The 19,213-nt window shown below is 60.9% G+C and carries 16 protein-coding genes, 1 tRNA gene and 1 pseudogene; 5 read left to right on the plus strand and 13 right to left on the minus strand.

Going from position 1 to position 19,213, the window contains the following annotated elements:
* The first annotated feature begins 12 nt into the window (after positions 1–12).
* A complete protein-coding gene (locus tag VSP_RS10830) occupies positions 13–1,287 on the plus strand; it encodes a dihydroorotase (protein WP_009960581.1) in 1,275 nt (424 codons plus the stop codon).
* A 312-nt stretch (positions 1,288–1,599) separates the two neighbouring features.
* Positions 1,600–2,871, plus strand: a complete 1,272-nt coding sequence (locus VSP_RS10835) for a DMP19 family protein (protein ID WP_009960582.1) — start codon at positions 1,600–1,602, stop codon at positions 2,869–2,871.
* A gap of 347 nt (positions 2,872–3,218) precedes the next feature.
* On the opposite strand, the pseudogene VSP_RS42155 reads toward VSP_RS10835, so the two are convergent.
* Together VSP_RS42155 and VSP_RS43360 are read right to left on the minus strand one after the other, a co-directional pair.
* Positions 3,219–3,419: pseudogene (locus VSP_RS42155) on the minus strand (flavodoxin family protein); the annotation flags it as partial.
* Positions 3,420–3,562: 143 nt separating this feature from the next.
* Positions 3,563–3,919 carry a DMT family transporter gene (locus tag VSP_RS43360; protein WP_063607727.1) on the minus strand — a complete coding sequence of 119 codons (357 nt, stop codon included), beginning with the start codon at positions 3,917–3,919 and terminating at the stop codon, positions 3,563–3,565.
* 220 nt (positions 3,920–4,139) lie between these two features.
* Between VSP_RS43360 and VSP_RS34885 the strand changes: the two genes are divergently transcribed.
* Positions 4,140–4,559: a response regulator gene (locus VSP_RS34885; protein ID WP_009960585.1), complete on the plus strand. Its 420-nt coding sequence runs from the start codon at positions 4,140–4,142 to the stop codon at positions 4,557–4,559.
* 277 nt (positions 4,560–4,836) lie between these two features.
* Here VSP_RS34885 and VSP_RS10850 read toward each other — a convergent pair whose 3' ends face one another.
* From VSP_RS10850 to VSP_RS10870, 5 genes are all read right to left on the minus strand, one after another.
* Complete coding sequence (locus tag VSP_RS10850; protein ID WP_157210837.1) at positions 4,837–6,393, minus strand: Do family serine endopeptidase; 1,557 nt, start codon at positions 6,391–6,393, stop codon at positions 4,837–4,839.
* Positions 6,394–6,482: 89 nt separating this feature from the next.
* Positions 6,483–6,746, minus strand: a complete 264-nt coding sequence (locus VSP_RS10855) for a hypothetical protein (RefSeq protein WP_156345846.1) — start codon at positions 6,744–6,746, stop codon at positions 6,483–6,485.
* Between the two features lie 130 nt (positions 6,747–6,876).
* Entirely contained in the window at positions 6,877–7,545 is a 669-nt protein-coding gene (locus VSP_RS10860) for a response regulator (RefSeq protein ID WP_009960588.1), read from the minus strand.
* A 63-nt stretch (positions 7,546–7,608) separates the two neighbouring features.
* The gene (locus VSP_RS39240; protein ID WP_009960589.1) at positions 7,609–9,045 is read right to left on the minus strand and encodes a sensor histidine kinase; all 1,437 of its coding nucleotides are present in this window, start codon (positions 9,043–9,045) and stop codon (positions 7,609–7,611) included.
* A 187-nt stretch (positions 9,046–9,232) separates the two neighbouring features.
* Positions 9,233–9,904: a YoaK family protein gene (locus VSP_RS10870; RefSeq protein WP_029190346.1), complete on the minus strand. Its 672-nt coding sequence runs from the start codon at positions 9,902–9,904 to the stop codon at positions 9,233–9,235.
* Positions 9,905–10,417: 513 nt separating this feature from the next.
* Here VSP_RS10870 and VSP_RS10875 point away from each other — a divergent pair.
* A tRNA-Thr gene (locus VSP_RS10875) sits at positions 10,418–10,490 on the plus strand.
* A gap of 162 nt (positions 10,491–10,652) precedes the next feature.
* On the opposite strand, the gene VSP_RS10880 is transcribed toward VSP_RS10875, so the two are convergent.
* Entirely contained in the window at positions 10,653–11,993 is a 1,341-nt protein-coding gene (locus tag VSP_RS10880; protein ID WP_009960592.1) for a hypothetical protein, read from the minus strand.
* Positions 11,994–12,258: 265 nt separating this feature from the next.
* Between VSP_RS10880 and VSP_RS10885 the strand changes: the two genes are divergently transcribed.
* Positions 12,259–12,555, plus strand: a complete 297-nt coding sequence (locus VSP_RS10885) for a hypothetical protein (RefSeq protein ID WP_009960594.1) — start codon at positions 12,259–12,261, stop codon at positions 12,553–12,555.
* A 268-nt stretch (positions 12,556–12,823) separates the two neighbouring features.
* Here VSP_RS10885 and VSP_RS10900 read toward each other — a convergent pair whose 3' ends face one another.
* The 5 genes from VSP_RS10900 to VSP_RS10920 form a co-directional block, all read right to left on the minus strand.
* Positions 12,824–15,343 carry a heavy metal translocating P-type ATPase gene (locus VSP_RS10900; RefSeq protein WP_198141416.1) on the minus strand — a complete coding sequence of 840 codons (2,520 nt, stop codon included), beginning with the start codon at positions 15,341–15,343 and terminating at the stop codon, positions 12,824–12,826.
* Positions 15,344–15,346: 3 nt separating this feature from the next.
* The gene (locus VSP_RS34895; RefSeq protein ID WP_009960598.1) at positions 15,347–15,922 is read right to left on the minus strand and encodes an RNA polymerase sigma factor; all 576 of its coding nucleotides are present in this window, start codon (positions 15,920–15,922) and stop codon (positions 15,347–15,349) included.
* A 211-nt stretch (positions 15,923–16,133) separates the two neighbouring features.
* Positions 16,134–17,075, minus strand: a complete 942-nt coding sequence (locus tag VSP_RS10910; RefSeq protein WP_009960600.1) for a class I SAM-dependent methyltransferase — start codon at positions 17,073–17,075, stop codon at positions 16,134–16,136.
* Positions 17,076–17,184: 109 nt separating this feature from the next.
* Positions 17,185–17,907, minus strand: a complete 723-nt coding sequence (locus VSP_RS10915) for a glycosyltransferase family 2 protein (protein ID WP_009960601.1) — start codon at positions 17,905–17,907, stop codon at positions 17,185–17,187.
* 51 nt (positions 17,908–17,958) lie between these two features.
* Positions 17,959–19,128, minus strand: a complete 1,170-nt coding sequence (locus VSP_RS10920) for an SAF domain-containing protein (protein ID WP_157210838.1) — start codon at positions 19,126–19,128, stop codon at positions 17,959–17,961.
* Between the last annotated feature and the right edge of the window lie 85 nt (positions 19,129–19,213).

Genomic DNA, 19,213 nt, shown 5'->3' on the forward strand with positions numbered 1-19,213 from the left:
CGTTCCTCTCACATGAAGCGTCTGTTTAAAGGCGGCGAGATCGCCACCGAAGATTCCCCCAAGCTCACCCGTGTCGATGTCCTCGTAGAGGACGGCAAGATCGTGCAGGTCGCCCCCGGCATTGCCGCAGGGGAGGGGACCGAGGTGGTGGACTGCACCGGCAAGGTCATCCTGCCCGCCCTTTTTGACGTGCACGTGCATGCCCGTGAGCCCGGGCAGGAGCAGAAGGAGAACATCCTCACCTGTAGTGAGGCCGCGATCAACGGCGGGGTGGTGGGCTTTGTCATGATGCCCAACACCGCTCCGGCAATCGATACCGCTGGCGTTGTGAAGACGGTGCTGGAGTCGGCCCGCAAGTGCCGCATCCCCCTCTACACCAGCGGGGCCATCACGAAGGGGCGTGAAGGCAAGGAACTCGCCGCCATCGGTGCCATGAAGGCCGCCGGTGCCGTGATGATCACAGATGACGGCTACCCCGTGAGCAACCCCGTGGTGCTGCGCCGCGCCATGGAGTACGCGAAGAATTTCGACCTCATCCTGGCCAGTCATTGCGAGACCATGGAGCTCAGCGGGAAGGGCTCCATGCACGAGGGCAAGGTGTCCTACAGCCTCGGTCTGGAAGGCATCCCCGCCATCAGTGAGGAGATTTGCCTGGACCGCGACATCCGCATCGCCCAGTACACCGGGGCGCACGTTCACATCCAGCATGTCACCACCGCCCGCGGTATGAACACCATCCGTCGGTTCAAGGAAGAAGGCGTCAAGGTCACTTGCGAAATCGCCCCGCACCACCTCATCTTCAACCATGAGGACATCCGGGACTATGACACCTCGTACAAGATGAACCCGCCCCTCCGCACGCCGGAGGACAATACTCTGCTCCTGCAGGGACTCATCGACGGTGTCTTTGATGTCATCGCCACCGACCACGCTCCGCACACAGAGTTCGAGAAGAAGAACGACTTCCAGAGCGCGCCATTTGGCATCACGGGGCTGGAAACGGCACTGCCCTGCCTCTATGACCGGTTCATGAGCAAGGGCGTCTTCGGCTGGGACGTGATCGTGAAGCGTTATTCCGCTGAACCCCGCCGCATCATCAAGCTTCCTCCCGTCCCTGTGGTGGAAGGCGGTGTCGCCGAGTTCATCGTGTTTGACCCCAACGGCAGCACCACCTTCACCAAGGAGTTCATGAAGTCCAAGAGCAGCAACACGCCGTTCTTGAACCAGACCCTGAAGGGCAGTGTGGATGTGGTGGTGCTGAAGGATGAGGTGCTGCTGAATCGGTAGGACCGGCTTCGCCGGAGACACCCGACTGGAAGACACCAGACATCAGACTTGAGGCACACCGGCTTCAGTTTGATGCTGCGTCTGGCGTAGTCCGGCTGTCCCAGCCGGTAGTGGGAGCGGGGGGGGGATGACACGCCCCGCTGCATTGAACGTCTGCCCATCTTTGACTCCTGTAGGGCGGGCGCTCCGCCTGCCACGAGCGTCTCCTGAGGTCACCCCAACTCCCGATGGCCGTTGTGCGGCTGACGTGTTGACATCCTGTGGAGAAATACTGAAGATCCCCCAGCTCATCCTTCTTCAGCCCGCTGCCATATGAAGTTCGTCTATATTCTGATCTCTGCGGTGACACTGGCCGCTGCTGGCTACGCGGCCTGGCAGTGGCTTCCCATTGGCACCGTCCACGGGCGGACTGTAAGATTGCGCGAATGGTTCAGTTCCAACACCAGGCTGCAGCTTCGCGTAGGAAAAGCAGATCAAATCCTGAAGGCGTGTCTGGCTCTCCCACGTGAACAGCAGTTGGCTGCCCTCCTGGCTCTGGAGCAGAAGTACGGAGAAGTCTTCCTTTCTGGAGACAAGATCAGGAGGGCGATCGTTGCCACGGGTCAGGATGCCTCCTTGCCCGCAATCCGTCGGTGGCTGCAGAACGTGCCCCACCTGGGGCAAAGGGCTTTGATTTCCGGAGTCGAAGAAGCTCTTCGATCTGGCCGAGCGGCTCCGCATTTCAGAATCCAGGTCTTGCAAATGCTGCTTCCCGCGTTGGATGGCCACGGCGACTGGTCCTCGGTCTATGCGGACCACATTCCCGCTTTGCTGCTCAAACTCGATCCTGCTTGGGGTGAGCGTGTCCTGAAGTCTCCCGAGTACCTGAATCCAGACTACGACTACTTTGACGATATCCTCAATGCGTTCAGTGCCACCGGGGTGATCATCCCCCGGAGCATGATTGATTCATGGCTTCCACGCTGGGACAAGGCTGACCTCTCTTATAGCGAAGTAAAGACGGCAATCGAGGTGCTCAAAGCCCTTTCATTTCATGACGAGGCGGCGGCGGACGCCGGCCTTTACAAGCTAGTTCTTGCCAGGACGGAAGCCAGCGCGCTCGCCGCTGAGGTCCTGTTGAAAATGCGGGAGCTTCCGCATCCCAGATTCCAACTCTCAGACAAGGCCGAGAAGGATGGTGGTGCATCCCTCAACGCTCATGAACGTGCCGCCTGGCTTGTGGACCGCTACAACTATGCCATCTCCTGTGGAGGACTGGCCACCTTTGAGCATGACGAGGTGGGCAATTTCCTTCCTGAAATCATCGCGGCATTGCGTGAGGTCGGTAGTGCCTACAACGCTCGCCGTCTGGAGGCCTTTTGCGTTCTCTTCGGCCCTGGTGGCCCACCTAGAGACCACCTCGCCCGGAGCCAATATGTCGAAAGCCGCGGGGAAGACTGGATCGCCGCCCGCGAAGGGTTGGACGAAATGTTTACGGAATTCGAAGACACTGAGTGGCTGCTCCTCAAGTACGTTCTCGACCATCCCGATCACTTTGACAAAGTGCCCCGGCGCGAGATTGAAAGCGAAGATGAAGCGGAATAGTAAGGGGCTCGTTGAAGGTGCTGCGGGAGTAGTCCGGCCGTCCTCAGCCGGTGGAGGGAGCAGAGGAACAACACAACCCATTACCTTCTCACGGCTGGCCGCCCCCGACCCCTGTAGGGCGGGCGCTTCGCCTGCCACGAGCGTCTCCTGAGAAGTCACCTCGTCTCGCGCTCCCGAGGGCACGCCTCACCCGTTGACCTCAACAAGGCCGCGGAAACTATCCACGGCAGGCGAAAGCGGCGTCAAGCTGCCAGCACTCCAAGACGCTGGCGCGCTTTTCCCTGTGCCATCTGCATGGCTCCCATCTGTCCCAGTTCACTATCTCTCCAATTCGCTCCTCCCGCCGTCTATGCGCCACCCCACACCCGCCCGCTCCTGAGCGTATCCAGCCGGTAGTCAGTGTATTTCCTGCTGAAGAACTCCCGGCCCAGTCGTTTTGCCTGTTCCAACGGCCCACCGGGATCGGCGGCCACTTCACCTCGGCGGTTTCCCGATCCTCGAACCACGCCAACGAACTCTGAGTGCGTGTAGCGTGAGTACTCCTGGAGGGCTGTCGGACTGGCTCGCCGCTCGCTCCCCATCGGTGCTGCATGGCGATCTCAGTCATGCCCGATATCGACTGTCCACCGCGACCGGTTGCGCGGATGCAAGAATTTTTGTGGGCTTGCCCCACGCCTGGTTCTTCGACGTCTCAATGCGCGACCGACTTCGAAAAACCATTCACAATGACCACCCCTATGATGATGAAGCCGAGTCCAATGATTGCGGGTGTGTCCAGTTTCTGCTTGAACACGATCCATCCCACCGCTGCGATCAGCACGATGCCCAGTCCGCTCCAGATCGCATAGGCAATGCTGACGGGCAGGGTCTTGAGGGAGATGGAGAGAAAGTAGAATGCCCCCGCATAGCAAAGTGTAGTGACGACAGTCGGCAGGGGCTTGGTGAACTGTTCTGTCTTTTGCAAATAGGATGTCGCGATCACCTCTAGGATGATGGCGCCATCAGGGTGCCGTAGGTGATGAAAGGGGACATGATCAGAGAGAGGGATACGGTCGGAGGCCCGGCCAAGCCTCCTGCAAATAACCGCGTCTGGTTTTGCCGACACGAAGAGGCGGGTGCCAGACCCCGCCGCAGGAGTGCCCAAGGTGCCAAGATGCTGGCCGTCTGGAAGTGGACTGCCTGCTGGGGGAGATACGCCTTTGGGCGTAAGGGTTTCCCAGTTGGCGCTAGACTTTCGTGAAGCCAAGTGTATAAAAACCATATTAATCATGCTGACCACTATTGAGCCTTCTGCCCACCAGTCCGAAGTTCTCGTCGTCGATGACGACCAGAGCATTCGGTCCATCATGACCGCATTGCTGAGGCGGGTGGGGCTGAAGGTCAATCTTGCCATTGACGGTTTGGATGCCGTGGAGTGGCTCATGCGTCCTGAAAACCACGCAGATCTGGTGATTCTGGACCTTGCCATGCCTCGCATGTCTGGAGCCGAGGCATTGGAGCACATCCGGAGCATGCGGCCGGAGCTTGGCATCGTTCTCTGTAGCGGCTCCAAGACCGATCTTGCCACGACCCAGGAGCAAGGGGGGGACGCCGTGCTGTCTGCCTTCTCCAAACCTTTCGATATCGACGAGTTCTGTCGCGGCATACTCGTCGCCCTCAATCGCATGCGAGGCCGACCATTTCCATGACCACCGCGTGGAGACAAAAGGCACCGGGATTTGAACTCACGCCTCGTGGGAGCGGGGGATCTTTCAGTTCCGGTACACGCAGGGTTCTTGCGTGATTCTCCTGACAGCTCCGGGGCATCCTTGAAGGAGTCATCGCGAACCGGCCTACAGTCAAAAGCCAGACACCCTCCGCCTCGAAGAGAAGCGGAGGGTGCCTTGGGGCTCAACAAACAGGCTAAGCGTTGACTACAATACCGTTCACATACTGACGACTGATCGACTGAGCTGAATCACTGAATTACTGATTTACTGAACCGCTGGTTTCATCCACGGTCACGAAGCGGCTGCCGCCGCGGCTCCACACTTTCACCAGGGTGTCGCCATTGGGGGCGTCTTCGGTGAGCTTCACCGCTTCCTCAGCGTTGCTCACGCCCTTGCGGTTGATTTGCTGGATCACATCTCCGGGGCGGAGGCCGGCTTCCCAGGCGGGGCTGTCCTGTTCCACGTTGGTAATCACCGCGCCCTGGACATCGGAGGGGATGTTGTTTTCCTGGCGCAGCGCCCGGGTCAGGTCGGCCACACCCACACCGTTCAGCGTGCCTTCGTTGTCGCCGCGGCTATGGTGTTTTGCAGGAATGGCCTTGTCACTGCCGGGCTGGGGGGCCAGCGTGGCGGTGAGGGTCTTTTCCGTTCCGTCGCGCAGGATTTTCAGCTCTGCTTTGTCGCCCGGCTTCTCACTGGCAACCGCCAGTTTCAAGCTGCGGGCATCTTTCACAACTTTCCCGTCGAAGTGGGTGATCACATCACCGCTCTCCAGACCGGCCTTGGCTGCAGGGGATTTGGCGGGGACATCACCCACGAGCGCACCTTTGGTTTCGGCTGGCACCTTGAACTGGCTGGCAAGAGAAGGCGTCAGGTCCTGGATCATCACACCCAGGTAGGCTCGGGTCACCTTGCCGTCGGTGATGAGGTCATTCATCACACTGCGGACCATGTTGGCAGGGATGGCGAAGCCCACCCCGTCATTACCCCCGCCACGGCTCACGATGGCCGTATTGATGCCGATGAGGCGTCCTTGAGCGTCCACCAGGGCACCGCCGGAGTTGCCGGGGTTGATGGCCGCATCCGTCTGGATGAAATCCTCGTAGTCCAGGCCCATGGTCGCACGACCGGTGGCGCTGATCATCCCCAGCGTGACAGACTCTCCCAGGCCGAACGGATTCCCGGCGGCGAGCACTACGTCACCCACTTCCGCAGTGCTGCTGTCAGCGAACGGGATGGCGGGAAGGTTCGAGGCATCAATCTTCACCACGGCCAGGTCCGACTTGGGATCGGTGCCGATCACCTTGGCGGTGAAAGTACGCCCGTCATGGAGGGTCACCTCCACCTTGTCGGCGCGGTCCACCACATGGTTGTTGGTGAGGACATAGCCGTCGGCGGTGGCAATCACGCCACTGGCAGCGCCGTGCTCGCGGGGCATGCGCATTTGACCGGCTCGATTGCTGCCGCCGCCTCCATTGCCTCGACGTTCAAAGAACTGCCGGAGGTCGGGACTGCCGAAGTCGCCGAATGGGAGCTGCATGCCGGAGCCACCAAAGTCCACCGCGGGCTGGGCCTTGCCCACCACCTCGATCTTCACCACAGATGGGGTGACTCGCTTGATCACGCTGGAGAAGCTCATGGGCAGGCCTGCGGCGCGGTCGATGGGCTTTTCGTCGAGGGTGATGGCCGGCGGAGAGCCGCTGTCTTTGTTGGGGAGAATCTTGGTCTCCAGGGCAAGGGCTGTGGCCACGATGGCACCACCGCCCACGACAATGGCCGCGGTGCGGCCGAGGATGGTTCTGGGTGTTTTCATAAATTTGGCAGGAGGGGTTGGCTCCTCGATCGGAGCCGGTTGGATGTCAGGGGATTTGGAGGAAGTTTGCAGGTCAGGTTGCATGGCTGTCAGGGGGATGGTTCAGGGTTTTTGGGTGGGGGAGAGAGGAAGGGGGCATTCGCTGCCGGATGCAGGGCATCACCGCCCTGGATCTGGCTGGCACCGGGGGCAGCGGCTGTAGCGGACAACCGGTCCCGATGAGCGGTGCACCAAGTGACCGCCAGCAGGCTGAGCCCACCGGCAATGACCAGGGCCGTGAATACCGCGCCGCGTGCCAACCGCCGTCCAGCGCCGGGATGCAGCGCAGAGGAGGCGCTGTCCGTGTCAGACAAGGTGGGTGAATTCCAGGCGTGCATCACGACGCCATCTTCCCACATCCCGCCGTTCGCAAAATCGGACCCGGAACCGTCCCTCGTTAGGCAAAATGCCTACCGTCGGCCATGAGCGGCTTCTGATCAGCCTTTAGCCCTGGCTCTCGACATGCCGCACTGCCTGGCGGATCATCTCGGCGCTGGTGCTGAAGCCCAGCTTTTCCTTGATGTGATCCCGGTGCACGGAAACGGTCTTGGGACTCAGATTGAGCTGGGCGGCGATTTCCTTAGCTGTCTTGCCTTCGCCAAAGAGGCGAAATACCTCGAACTCCCGGTCACTCAGCTTCTCAATGGGGGAACTGCTGCCACGGGGCTTGGACTGACCAAAGGACTCCAGCACACTGGCGGCCAGCCGGGAGCTCATGTACCGCTGACCGGCCAGCACGGTTCGCACGGCCGTCAGGAACGTGGGGCCGTCGGCGTCTTTCATCACATAGCCTCGAGCCCCGGCCTGCAGCGTGCGGTTGGCCCAGAGCATTTCGTCATGCATGGAGCAGACCAGGATCTTTGTCTCTGGAAATAGGGCCATGACGTCCTTGATCAGGTCCAACCCGCTACGGCCGCCCAGGGTGAGGTCAGTCACCACCAGGTCGGGACGGACTTGCTCCAACAGTCCCAGGGCCTCTGCTGCACTCACTGCCGTGGCGCATACCTCCAGATCGGGCTGGGCATTGAGCATGAATCGATAGCCCTCAAGCACCATGCGGTGGTCATCCACCAGCAGGACGCGGGCTTTGGAGACAGGAGCGGGAGCTGGCATGGAGGTTGGGGAAGCGGGGTGTCGAGATGGTGCGGATCTAGGAAATAGAGTGGAGGGGGCTGGTCACCTTGCCGGGGCTACACAGCGCACCCGGGTGCCGCCCGCCGGTGCAGGCCCAAAATCGACCTGGCCGTCGATCAGTTGCGCCCGATATCGCATCACTCGCAAGCCCAGGCCGGGGCCTTCGCGGTTCTCCCCGGGCGGGGCGGGAGTTTCGTCCAGGCCGACACCATCATCGTCCACCTCCAGGATCACGTTGTCTCCCTGCACTTCCAGCCCGATGCGGATCTCCGACGCGGAGGCGTGTTTTAGCGCGTTGTTCACGGCCTCCTGGGCCATCCGGAAGAGATGCGTGGCCGTTTCCACATTCGGCAGGAGGACCGGTTGGGGGCAGTCCAGCACACAGCGCACTTTCCCGCTGCGGGATACACTGGTGGCCAGTTCCCGCAACGCGGCCATGAGACCGTCTGCCTCCAGGCTCACGGGAGCGAGACCGTGCGAGAGGGAGCGAGCCTCGGCAATCGCCTCCCGCAACTGCTGCGCCACCAGTTCGCCATGCGCCGTCAGCAGGGGGCCGGTGCTCTTTAACTGCTCCAGCATCGCGTTGGCCGTCATGGAGGCGGCGGTGAGCCGTTGCCCCAGACTGTCATGCAAGTCGTGTCCGATCCGCCGTCGTTCGCGCTCAGAGATGTTCAAAACCTCCCGCTCCAGGCGCAGCTTGTCCACCTCCTGGGACTGCAGACGGTCTGCCATGGTATTGAACACCTCAGCCAACCGCCCCACCTCATCTCCACCGCCCGGCATGAGAGTCCGGTCCCGCCGTCCCGCCCCCCATTCCTGAATGCCCCCGGCCAGCCTGGCGATGCGGCTGGCATAACCGTAGTGCAAGATGGCCCATAGCATGAAACTCAGCAGCGCCATGGCTCCGGAGATCCAGTAGAACTGCGTCCGGGCATCCTCACGTGCGCCATTGATGGCCTGTTGCCGGTTCAGCTCTGCCAGCGCCCAGCCTACTCCGCCGCGAGGCAGGGCAAAGGGGCTGGCGGCGTACACACGTTCCGCATTTTCACCGATCTCGATCACGACCTTGTTCACTGGTCGGATCAGAGTGGCCGCCGGGGCCAGTGTCGTCCCTTGCACGGGAAACCCTGCCCATCGTCCTGAGGAGTCTGCCAGAATGATTCCGCGGCTGTCCACAATGCCCGCCGAAACCAGCTCCGGCACATCGAACATGCTGGTCAACTCGAGCTGCACCACCCGCTGCAGATTGTCCGCCAGCAGGTGTTCGCTCATCGCCGCCAACCGGGCCGCCACCCCCCCTGCGCGTTGCCGTACGGACGAGAGATCCCTCGCGAGGTTGGCGTCCAGCGTGAGCGTGTAGTTCAACCAAGTGGCCATCACCCCAAAGACGAGCACCAGCAGGGGAGCAGTCAGCCGCATGGGCAGGGAGATGTTCAGCGAACCTCCTTTGCCCGGTGTCTTGGAAGACGACAAGCTCATCCTGAATCAACCGTTGTCCCTGCCGAATCGAAAGCAAACGGAAGGTGGGGGAAAGATCAATCTTCAAACTTCAAATGCCAAACTTCAAATGCCGAGGGGCTGCTTGGCTCATCATGAACCCGTCTTGAAGTACGGGGGCGACTGTCTTGGATATTGAATTTTGAGGTTTGGATTTTGAAGTTTTTTTCTACCCGCCCATCTTGCCCCTCCTCAGCTTGTAAAGCCCATACCCGAGTCCTGCCGCTCCGGTCATGGTTGCGGGAAAATACAGGGCAGGGTAGGACCAGCGGTGGAATGCCAGAGCTCCTGTAATGCCGCCGCAGAAAAAACCGGTGATGATGAGCAATGCGATGCGAAGGCGTCGTCCATCCACTGGAAGGCCTCGCACGGCGTGCCCCAGAAAGATGCCCAGATCCGTGAACATGCCGGAAAGGTGTGTGGTGCGGATCACGGACCCGCTGTAGGTGGTGGCCATGGCATTCTGCAGTCCACAGGCGCAGGATGCCAGATAGGCACCCGCATCATGATGTGCCTGGAGCAGCGGCACCGCCGCAGCCAGCATCAGGGCCTCCATCACCAACGCCACCCCGTAACGTCGGCCGAGCTTCAGCGTGCTGTCCTGAATGATCATGCCGCTGAGCACGGCACCCAGAAGAAATGACCCCGCCACAGCAGCCAGATGCAATGCCCCGCTTAAGCGCCCCTCCGCGATCGCTGCGGCCAGCATGGAGGTGGTGCCCGTGAGGTGGGTCACCGCCTGGTGCTCGAAGCTCAAGAACCCCACTACATTCACCATGCCAGCGACCATCGCCAGTGCCCATGCACCGGTGCCTACCCATCGCGGGAGCCGGGAGATCATGACTTTGGAATTGGAAAGTTCGGAAGAGGAGGGGAATCGACGAAAGAGCGGACTGGAGGGACGGTAGAGAGGCTTGGCGCGGATGCAAGGCTGGGGCAGGGATGATAGGGGATGATCATCCTCACGCGAAGGCACGAAGACACAAAGGGGGAGGGGACGGTCGGATAGCTTTGCGCTGCGCCAGGTCTCCTGGACACTGGCGTGCTCCAGGACGAGCCTTGTCAGAATATCCATCTACGTCCTGCGTCGAGCGTATGGAAGTGGTATGGTTCGGTCGGCTCGCCTATGACCCGAAACCGTCCGGCGGGGCAGCGACCTGCCCTCGGACTCGCGTTGGGGGCATTTTACCACAAAGCCCACCCATTCGGCCAGCATCTGCGTACGCTGGATGGTTCGCGGGCCGATGCTTCACGCTCCGACTGAACAATTTTGGTTGTCCTCCGCTCTGTTCCGGTTATTGTTCCAATTCCACGCCCGAAAAGGCGGTTCTGGACCTTCCCGTCTGGAGAGAAAGCCGGTTTAGCTCAGTTGGTAGAGCAGCTGATTTGTAATCAGCAGGTCGTCGGTTCGAGTCCGACAACCGGCTCTCTTTAGGAGTTCTGAGAATTCCGGAGACCGCCCAAGATGCTCCGTTTGGCGGGGGGGATTCTTGGATGTGGAAGACCTTTGTGATCTTATTGTTCCCACTCTGTGTTCTCAGTGACTTTGTGGTTGTTACCTCGTTCCCAAGCCGCCACCAGGGCCCCGCTCACTTGAGCACCCGCCACACGGGACCCAGCATGGACCAGCTTGCTCCGTCCCAGTAGAACAGGTGAAACTTCATGCCCGCCTCCGCGCCGGGTTCTAGGAACTCAACTTCGAAGAACGTCACGCCGGGCTTGAGGATTCCGGCCTTTGCCAGGTCACGGGCGGCGCCGGGAAATTCGGCAAATGCCAGGGAGCCCTCCGCATAGAGGGCAAGTTCCTCAGAGGTGGCTCCGTGCACTTTGACCAGCGTTTGAGCGGGCTTGGCGGCCAGCAGTTTTGCCAGGGCCGCGTCGTCGGTCTTTGGGAGTTGGGCATGAAACCCCTGGATCTTCGCCCAGATCTCCGGCGTGGCATCAGAGCCCAAGGCCGCTCGGAGTCGGGTCTCATCCGGCAGCAGACCCCGCACGATCTTTGCTGCCGTCGCCTCATCTTGAGCCATGAGAGCGGCGTGGTGCTTCTCGAAGAGTGCCTTGAGAGAATTCGCCCTCCCAGGGGCAGGCACTATTCCTTTGGGCGTCGTATCAGCTTGCGCTGCGGTTCCCGTCCAGGATCGGAGGGCTTCAGACGCGGATTTGGAGCCCCCATTTGATGGGGGGGCCGCTGTAGCGGTCACCGGCAGAAACTCCAGACTGTGGATCACTTTTTGGCTAAACCCTTTGGTCAGCAGATCTGCCTGCGTCTTGATCTCGCTAAGCTGCTTGTCTGCCATGAAGAAGGCCATCACGCCGTTTTCAGAATTCGCCGGCATCACTCCCACTGTCTTCACCCAGTAGGCCTCACCGGTGCCCGGTTTCACCATTTCTGCCAGCAGACATACTGCGTCGTTACCCCGGACGCGGGTCGCATAAACGTCGAGTTGTCGAGCCTGCTCATAGTTGCTGGTGATCTGGGGAAGTGCCTTGGTCCTGAGGAGGTTCGCACAAACTACCAAACGATCTTCCGGCGTGCGCTGGAGCGGGACGGTCATGGTCACGAAGCGAAGTATCTCCACCGCTGTCTTGTCTTCTGTTGCGATGCTCAGCCGCGCCAGCTCCGGCACTCCGGATTTTTTGCCGCCTGGCAGGAAATAGAGGTTGTTGTCCTTGGGCACCACTACCTTGAATGGTGTCTGCAGTGCGGGCAGTTCATGCTTGGCGGTGTAAGCCTCGTCGAGCACGAGGGGAGTGCCCATGAAGACGCCTTCCGCTTTGAAGCCCGGTCCCCGCACCACTCCCACGGTTTCTTCTCTGAACACCAGTTTTCCTGGTCGGCCCGCTTCTGCTGCCGGATCAGACTGGCTACAGACTTGTGAGAAAGAAAGGGGCAGGCACACCAACAGGAAGCAGGTGACGGTTCTCTTCATGCGTAAGAGGGTAGGCTGAAAGCGCTTTATTGCAACGCCCTGTGGTTGGACCCGCTGGCAAGGGTGGGGGAAGGAGTGTCCCATTTTGGGCTTCCGGCCACTTTTTGAAGAAAGTTGAATAACGATACAGCGCTCCCGTCTGATTGGCTGAAGCGCGAGTGATCCATCGAGGAAACCGGCTCCCGACAGAGGGGCCAACCGACCGGACCCGTGCGGCAACCAAACCCTTCTATCAGCCACTCAGTCAACCGAGCCCCCCATCGCCATGAAATCCAAATTCCTCTTCGCCTTCGCCGGGATCGCCCTTGCCCTTGGAGCCCTGGCACCCACCACCGCCAAAGCTGACCACTACGATGCTGGAGGCTACTATGTGACCCGGTTCGTCGGGTATGACCACTGCGGTCGCCCGGTTTACCAGAAGGTCTGGGTGCCTGTCTGCCGGCCCCGCCCCGTCTGTCCGCCCCCTGTCTGCAATCCTCGTCCCATCTGCCCCCCGTCCTGGGGTGATGGCAGCATTCACATTGACTTTGGCCATCGCAGGCATCACCACCACTGCCGCTAAGGGCATGGGGTGAGACGGTGCCTCTTTGAAGGCAACTTAAGAAAAGGCCGCCAGCAGCAGATGCTGGCGGCCTTTTGCGGTCTCAAGGTGATGATCGTCATCGGTGAAGACCATCAGGGAAAGTTAATTTCCTAGTCCTCACCCAAAGGCACGAAGGCACAAAGCAAAATCGGTTCATCGCAAGCCTCGCCACCCGCGAGTTCCACATCCATCATCCCAATCTTGTAAATCCTGTCTCTAGAATCGTCCTCCCAACCCCTGACTCCCATCACAGTTTCGCGCGCCGCAACCGGAGGGCGTTGCTAATGACAGACACGGAGCTCAGGCTCATGGCCAGCCCGGCCAGCATAGGGCTCAGCAGCAGCCCAAAGAATGGATAAAGCAAGCCTGCTGCCACAGGGATGCCGAGGGCGTTGTAAAGGAAGGCGAACACGAGGTTCTGCCGGATGTTTCCCATGGTGGCGCGACTCAGGTGCACGGCCTTGGCGATGGCTCGCAGATCCCCCTTCACAAGGGTGACATCGGCACTCTGCATGGCGACGTCGGTGCCAGTACCCATGGCAATCCCCACATTCGCTGCTGCCAGGGCTGGGGCATCATTCACCCCGTCTCCTGCCATGGCCACGGACTTGCCGGCTTTGGTGAGTTCGTTGACATGTGAGCTCTTGCCTTCCGGCTCCACTTCCGCGTGGAACTGGTCCAGCCCCAGCTTTGCGGCCACGGCGGCGGCGGTGCGTTGATTGTCACCCGTCATCATCACGAGTTCGATCCCCAACGCGTGCAGCTCCTTGATCGCCTCCGGAGTGGTTGACTTGATGGGGTCCGCCACGGCCAGCAGTCCGGCAGCGCGCCCGTCAACGGCGGCATACACGACGGTCTGTCCTTCCTCCTGAAGCTGGCGCGCCATTTCTTCCAGGCTCTGGAGGTTTTGGATGCCTTCGTCTTTGAGGAACGCCGGCTTGCCCACGCGCACTTCGTGACCCTCTACGGAGCCTGCCACACCACCGCCCGTCGTGGAGCGGAACCCTGATACTTCGGGAGCAATCGCTCCTTCAGCCCGGCTTTTCCACCCTTCAACTACTGCTGCAGCCAGGGGGTGCTCGCTGCCTTGCTCCAGGGCAGCGGCCAGACGCAACACTTCGTTCTCATCCAGCCCTACTCCCTGAGCTGGCACAACTCTGGTCAACCGCGGGCGGCCCTCTGTGAGGGTGCCTGTTTTGTCCACCAGCAAGGTGGTGATCTTCTCCAGTCGCTCCAGCGCCTCGGCATTTTTCACCAGCACGCCTTCCTGTGCGCCTCTGCCGATCCCGACCATGATGGACATGGGGGTGGCCAGGCCCAAGGCGCAAGGGCAGGCGATGATCAGCACCGTCACCGCATTGATGATGGCATGTGCCAGACGCGGTTCGGGACCCAGGAAGTACCACAGCACAAAGGTGAGCACGGCCACTGCCACGACCGCGGGCACGAAGATGGAGGCCACCTTGTCCGCCAGTCCCTGGATGGGGGCCCGGCTGCGTTGGGCATCCGCCACCAAGTTCACAATGCGGGCCAGCAGGGTGTCACTGCCCACGCGCTCTGCTTCCATCTCAAAACCGCCCGTGCCGTTGACCGTTCCGCCGGTGACCTTGTCACCCGCTTGTTTTTCCACGGGCAGGGATTCCCCCGTGATCATGGATTCATCCACACTGGAGTGCCCGTTGAGCACACGGCCATCCACTGGCACTTTATCACCAGGGCGCACGCGCAAGCGGTCGCCGGTCTTCACCTTATCCAGCGGTATTTCCTCGTCCCCGTGCGCCGTGATGCGTTTTGCCATCGGCGGAGAGAGATTCAGCAACGCCTTGATGGCAGATCCCGTGCGGCTGCGGGCCCGCAATTCCAGCACCTGCCCCAGGATCACCAGCACAATGATCACCGCGGCGGCTTCAAAGTAAACGCCCACACTGCCGTCGTGCCCGCTGCGCAGGGATTCAGGAAACCACCCTGGGGCCAGCATCGCGGACACGCTGTACAGGAAGGCGGCCGCCACTCCCAGGGAGATGAGCGTCCACATATTGAAGTTCAGCGTCACGAGGGAGCGCCATCCGCGGCGGAAGAATGGCCATCCTGCCCAGAGTACGACGGGTGTGCTCAGGGCAAATTGCAGCCAGCGTGAAGGTGCACTGTCTGCCCAGGACCCGTGGCCCTGGCCTGGCAGCAAGTGGGACATCGCCAGGATGAACACCGGCAGGGACAGCGCAGCGCTGATCCACATGCGGCGCGTCATGTCACGCAGCTCCGCATGGTCGTCCTCAGGCTCATCGGCTCCGGCCACCAGCTTGGGTTCAAGTGCCATGCCGCATTTCGGGCAGTCGCCGGGATGGTCCTGCTGCACTTCCGGGTGCATGGGGCAGGTGTAGAGCGTGCGAGCCTCCGGCTTCCACGCCGGATTGCGCTCCAGGGCCATGCCGCATTTGGGGCAGTCGCCAGGTTTGTCAGACTCCACCCCGGGGCACATGGGGCAGAAGTACTTGGCGGAGGCGGAGGGCTTCACGTCCGCGCTGGCATGATGATGCCCATGCCCGCCGCAACATGAGGCCACCGGAGCCGGTTTCGCCGGCACCGGGGCGGGCTGTTTGCCGCCACCACAGCAGGACTTGGCCGGAGCCGGGCTGGATGCCATGCCAACGAACTTCGTCCGGCAGTGCTCGCTGCAGAAGTGCCAGGTCTGGCCATCCTTCTCCGCGCTCAAGCTCGTCGCCGGATCCACCATCATGCCGCATACGGGGTCTTTCACCTTGTCCATCATTCAGTTCCTTCCATTGAGGTTGCGGTTGTCTTGGTTCTGGGCCGGGGCGTCGCATGTGCAGTCCAGGCATCCATGCGTCGCACAGCTTTGGCAGCTCAGCTCCAGCCGCTCTCTGAGCTGCTGGCGGGCACGATGATGTCTCACGACCAGGTTGTTTCTCGAAATCCCCAGTCGTGCGGACGCCTCTTCCGTGCTTTCACCGCCCAGGTCCAGCCGCTCAATGAGCTCCGCATACTCCGGTTTCATGGTCGGTAGCAGGGCCTTCATGCACTGGCAGGTCACCCGTTCTTCATCCAGATTCGGGGCGGCCTGCCGATCCAGCTCCACCTTCAGCTTTTCCACAGCCCGGGCATGCACGTCATCCCGCCGGTACAGGTCGATGATCGTCCTGCGCAAGATCCGGTAGAACCACGCCTTCGCGCTCTCGTCGTCCCGCAGTTCCCCGCTGGAGCGCAGTGCCTTCAGCAGGCTCTCCTGCACAGCATCCGCCGCCAGTTCAGGGCTGGACAGACGCTTCCGCGCAAAAGCGAGAAACTCGCTCAAGTGTTCCAGCAAAGAGGTTTCCAAAGTCTTCATTCACCAGGGCTGACGCAAAGGTGGGGCGCTCATTACAGTGTACGCGTCTGAGCAGTGAAGAAATTTAACCACAGAGCCACAGGGAAGACCGAAATTATGAATTGTGAATTAGGAATTAGGAATGGGCTCACTCTGACTGGGTCTTCGTGCCGATCAGGGGCTCCATTCTTAATTTCTAATTCCTAATTCATCATTTTTGGAAGTTCTCCCTCTAGCTCACTTTCTTCCATAGCAGTCCCAGGAACAGCGGGAATTCCTTCCGCGCTTTGTTCTCTGCCTTGGCCCTGGGGCCAGGCTCGCTCTGTTTGTGGGAGTACCATTCCTGAAACCCGGCGAGCACGAGGCCGGCGGCGAAGCCTTTGGCGAGCAGGTCAGAGAGGCTGAGATGGAAGGACGTGGTGGTCTCGCTCTCCCGTTGGCCAGGGTGCATGACGATGGGGATGGTCAGCGGGCTGCCGTAGGCATCCAGTCGGCGGTACTGGATATTGGCCTCTTCATCGAAGCCCCAGCTCGTCTGGCGGGGGATGCGGAAGGTGGGGTGGTTCGTGGCCCAAAGCATGCGACCGCCCGGCTTCAGTACCTTGGCCGTGGCCTGGCAGACTTCGCCCAGATGAGCCATGTTCTGGATGCAGAGGATGGCGGAGATGGCGTCGAAGGTGCCCAGATCGTTGAGCTTCGCTGCATCCCGCGCCACGTAGCGGATCGGAGCGGGCGAGGGGTAAGTTTTTGCTCGTTTGATCAGGGATGGAGCGGCGTCCACCCCGGTGACCTTCGCCCCCTCAGCCGTCAGAGCGCGGGAGAAGACCCCCTGTCCACAGCCAAGATCCAGGATGGACTCGCCCGCCTGAGGCTTCAGCAGGGCCAGGGCTCCGGGGATCACCACTTGCTGGTACAACTCAGAGCCGTTTTCGCCCAAGATCCTGTCGTACCATTGTGCCGACTGCTCCCAGGAGGTGGCGTGCTTCCTCAAGCCCGCAGGACCGTGACCAGGCCGGTATCCCGGCCGCGCCGGACTCTGGCGGCCCCCGGCACCTCCTTTTTGAGGTCGCGGTCCACGATAGGGTGCGGGAGAGGAGGAGCGTTCTTCCTGCTCTCCCCGATGACGACGGTTTTGGTTCTTATCGCCATCACGGTCACGTTTCTGCCAAGCCATCGGTCAGGATAGCCGGAATGCAGAAGATCGAAACCGCAAAAACAAGAGGGCTCCCAAAATCGGGAGCCCTCTCAGGGACAGAAGTTACGGGACGATCTGCGGGAAACGGCTACTTCTTCCCGGACGAGATCCGCTCGAAGAAGTAGGGGATGGAGATCTTCAGGCACTGGATGCCGTAGCGCAGGGCCTTGGAGAAGGGGATGGAACTGCTGTCTTCCTCGTACACCGTGGGGCAGGTTACCTCGCTGGTGGCAAAGTCATGACGCAGCGCGCCAATGAGCATCTGGTTGTCGAAGATGAAGTCATTGCGAAACTCGTGGAAGGGCACCGTCTCCAGGAGCTTCCGGGTGTAGCCGCGGCAGCCAGTGTGGAACTCACTATGGCTCACCCCAAAGCACCAGCCCATCACCATGGTGAGCAGGCGGTTGGGCAGGTAGCGCCAGAAGGGCATCGTGCCGCGAGCCCCTTTCCCGGAAGTGCGTGCCCCCAGCACCAGGTCATGGTAGCCCGTGGCCAGCATCGCCGCCATGGGCAGCGTCACCTTTGGCGGATACTGGTAATCCGGATGGAGCTGGATCACGATGTCGGCACCAGCGTCCAGAGCCAGTTGCAGACAGCGCTTCACGTTGCCGCCGTAGTTCAGGTTTTTCTCATTGCGGAAGACGGAGATCCCGAGGGCCTGTGCAGTGGCAAAGGTGTCGTCCTTGGAGGCGTCATCCACCAGGATCACAATGTCCACATACTCGCGTGGGATGTCTGCGACAGTCTTGCCCACGGTTTTGGCCGCGTAGTACGCGGGCATGGTGACGGCGATCTTTTTACCAAGAAGCATGTGTGAGTGTGGTGCGGTGAATGACGGGAGAACGCTACCCGGAAGCAGGCATCAAGCCAGTTCCAGGCTTTGTTGCCGAATGGACTCCCATGCCTTTTTGGCGAGGCTGTGGGGAATGTCCACATCGGAAGTCATCAAAGTCTGTCCCGCCGCAACGGAGTGCCGCAGCCGGCTGCCGGAAAGGAGGCCGATAGGCGGCGCGTCCGGAAGCTCTGAGATGCGGACCGTCTCACCGCGCAGCTCCACACTACCGATCGCGGTTTCTATGAGTGTGCCAGCCGGAAGGTCTTTTTTGGCCACGGCTACCACATTGATCTTGGGCTGGGCACTGTTGTTCAGCAACACCCCGCCCCCAGCGATGATGCGGCGCAGTGTGCGCGGCAACTCCAGGTGACACAGGTGGTACGGGCGCAGCAGGGTATAGTACGGCCCCTCGCCCAGCTTCAGGTAGCGCAGGACGTGAGGGCGCTCAGTGGGGTGCTCGCAGGTCACGAAAACTCCGGCGGGCAGCTTTCGGTTGAGCACGTAGTCACTGAGCGGGATGCCCAGGCGTATGGCTTCGGTGCTCAGCAGGGCACCTGCTTCATCCAGCGTCAGGTCCTGGGGACCCAGCATGCCGCGCTGCGCGATATCAGCACCCAGCCCATTGGCCACCAGCGCTTGCTCGATCTGCAGCTTTGTTCCGTCGGTGAAGCTCGTCACCTGCGTCCGGCTGATGCCATTGCGGCTGGCCCAGTAGGCCATTTCTTCCTCTTTAGGATGATGGTTCAGGAAGCCCTTGATGTTTCCGTAAACGAGCGGGTTGAAGCCCATCTGCACCGCCTCTTCATGCAGGGCTGCCAGGGATCCGGGCTGGTCGCCTTCAGCCTCAGTGAGAATGCCGCTGTTACAAAAGTAGGAGCCCACCGTTACGTGGAACTCTGCGCCCATCGTCACCACCGGCAAGCCTGCCTCATGAGCGGCCTGCACCGTATTGCTGGCGTGCAGAATGTCCCCGCTGCACTCCACGATCACATCCGAGTGAGCCATCAGGTCCTCCATGGACCGTGTCAGGAGGTTGGAGTCAATGTCCTGCACGGAATTGACCGGACGCCGGGTCAGGACCCGGGATACCGCCATGTCCGGCGTGGTGCGCAGCATCAAACACAAGCCCACAGCGATGAAGCCCGTCCCCACAATCCCAATTCTTGTTGGGACCGTACGAGTGATTCTGGGCGTCATGGGGCTTGGCATTCGGGGGTGGTTTTGCGGGGAGTCGCGGATACTGCCGACAACTGCTGCGAAAGCAAACGAATCCAGCAAGAAG

Origin of the sequence: Verrucomicrobium spinosum DSM 4136 = JCM 18804, assembly GCF_000172155.1 — a bacterium.
In the GTDB taxonomy this organism is placed as follows: Bacteria; Verrucomicrobiota; Verrucomicrobiia; order Verrucomicrobiales; family Verrucomicrobiaceae; genus Verrucomicrobium; species Verrucomicrobium spinosum.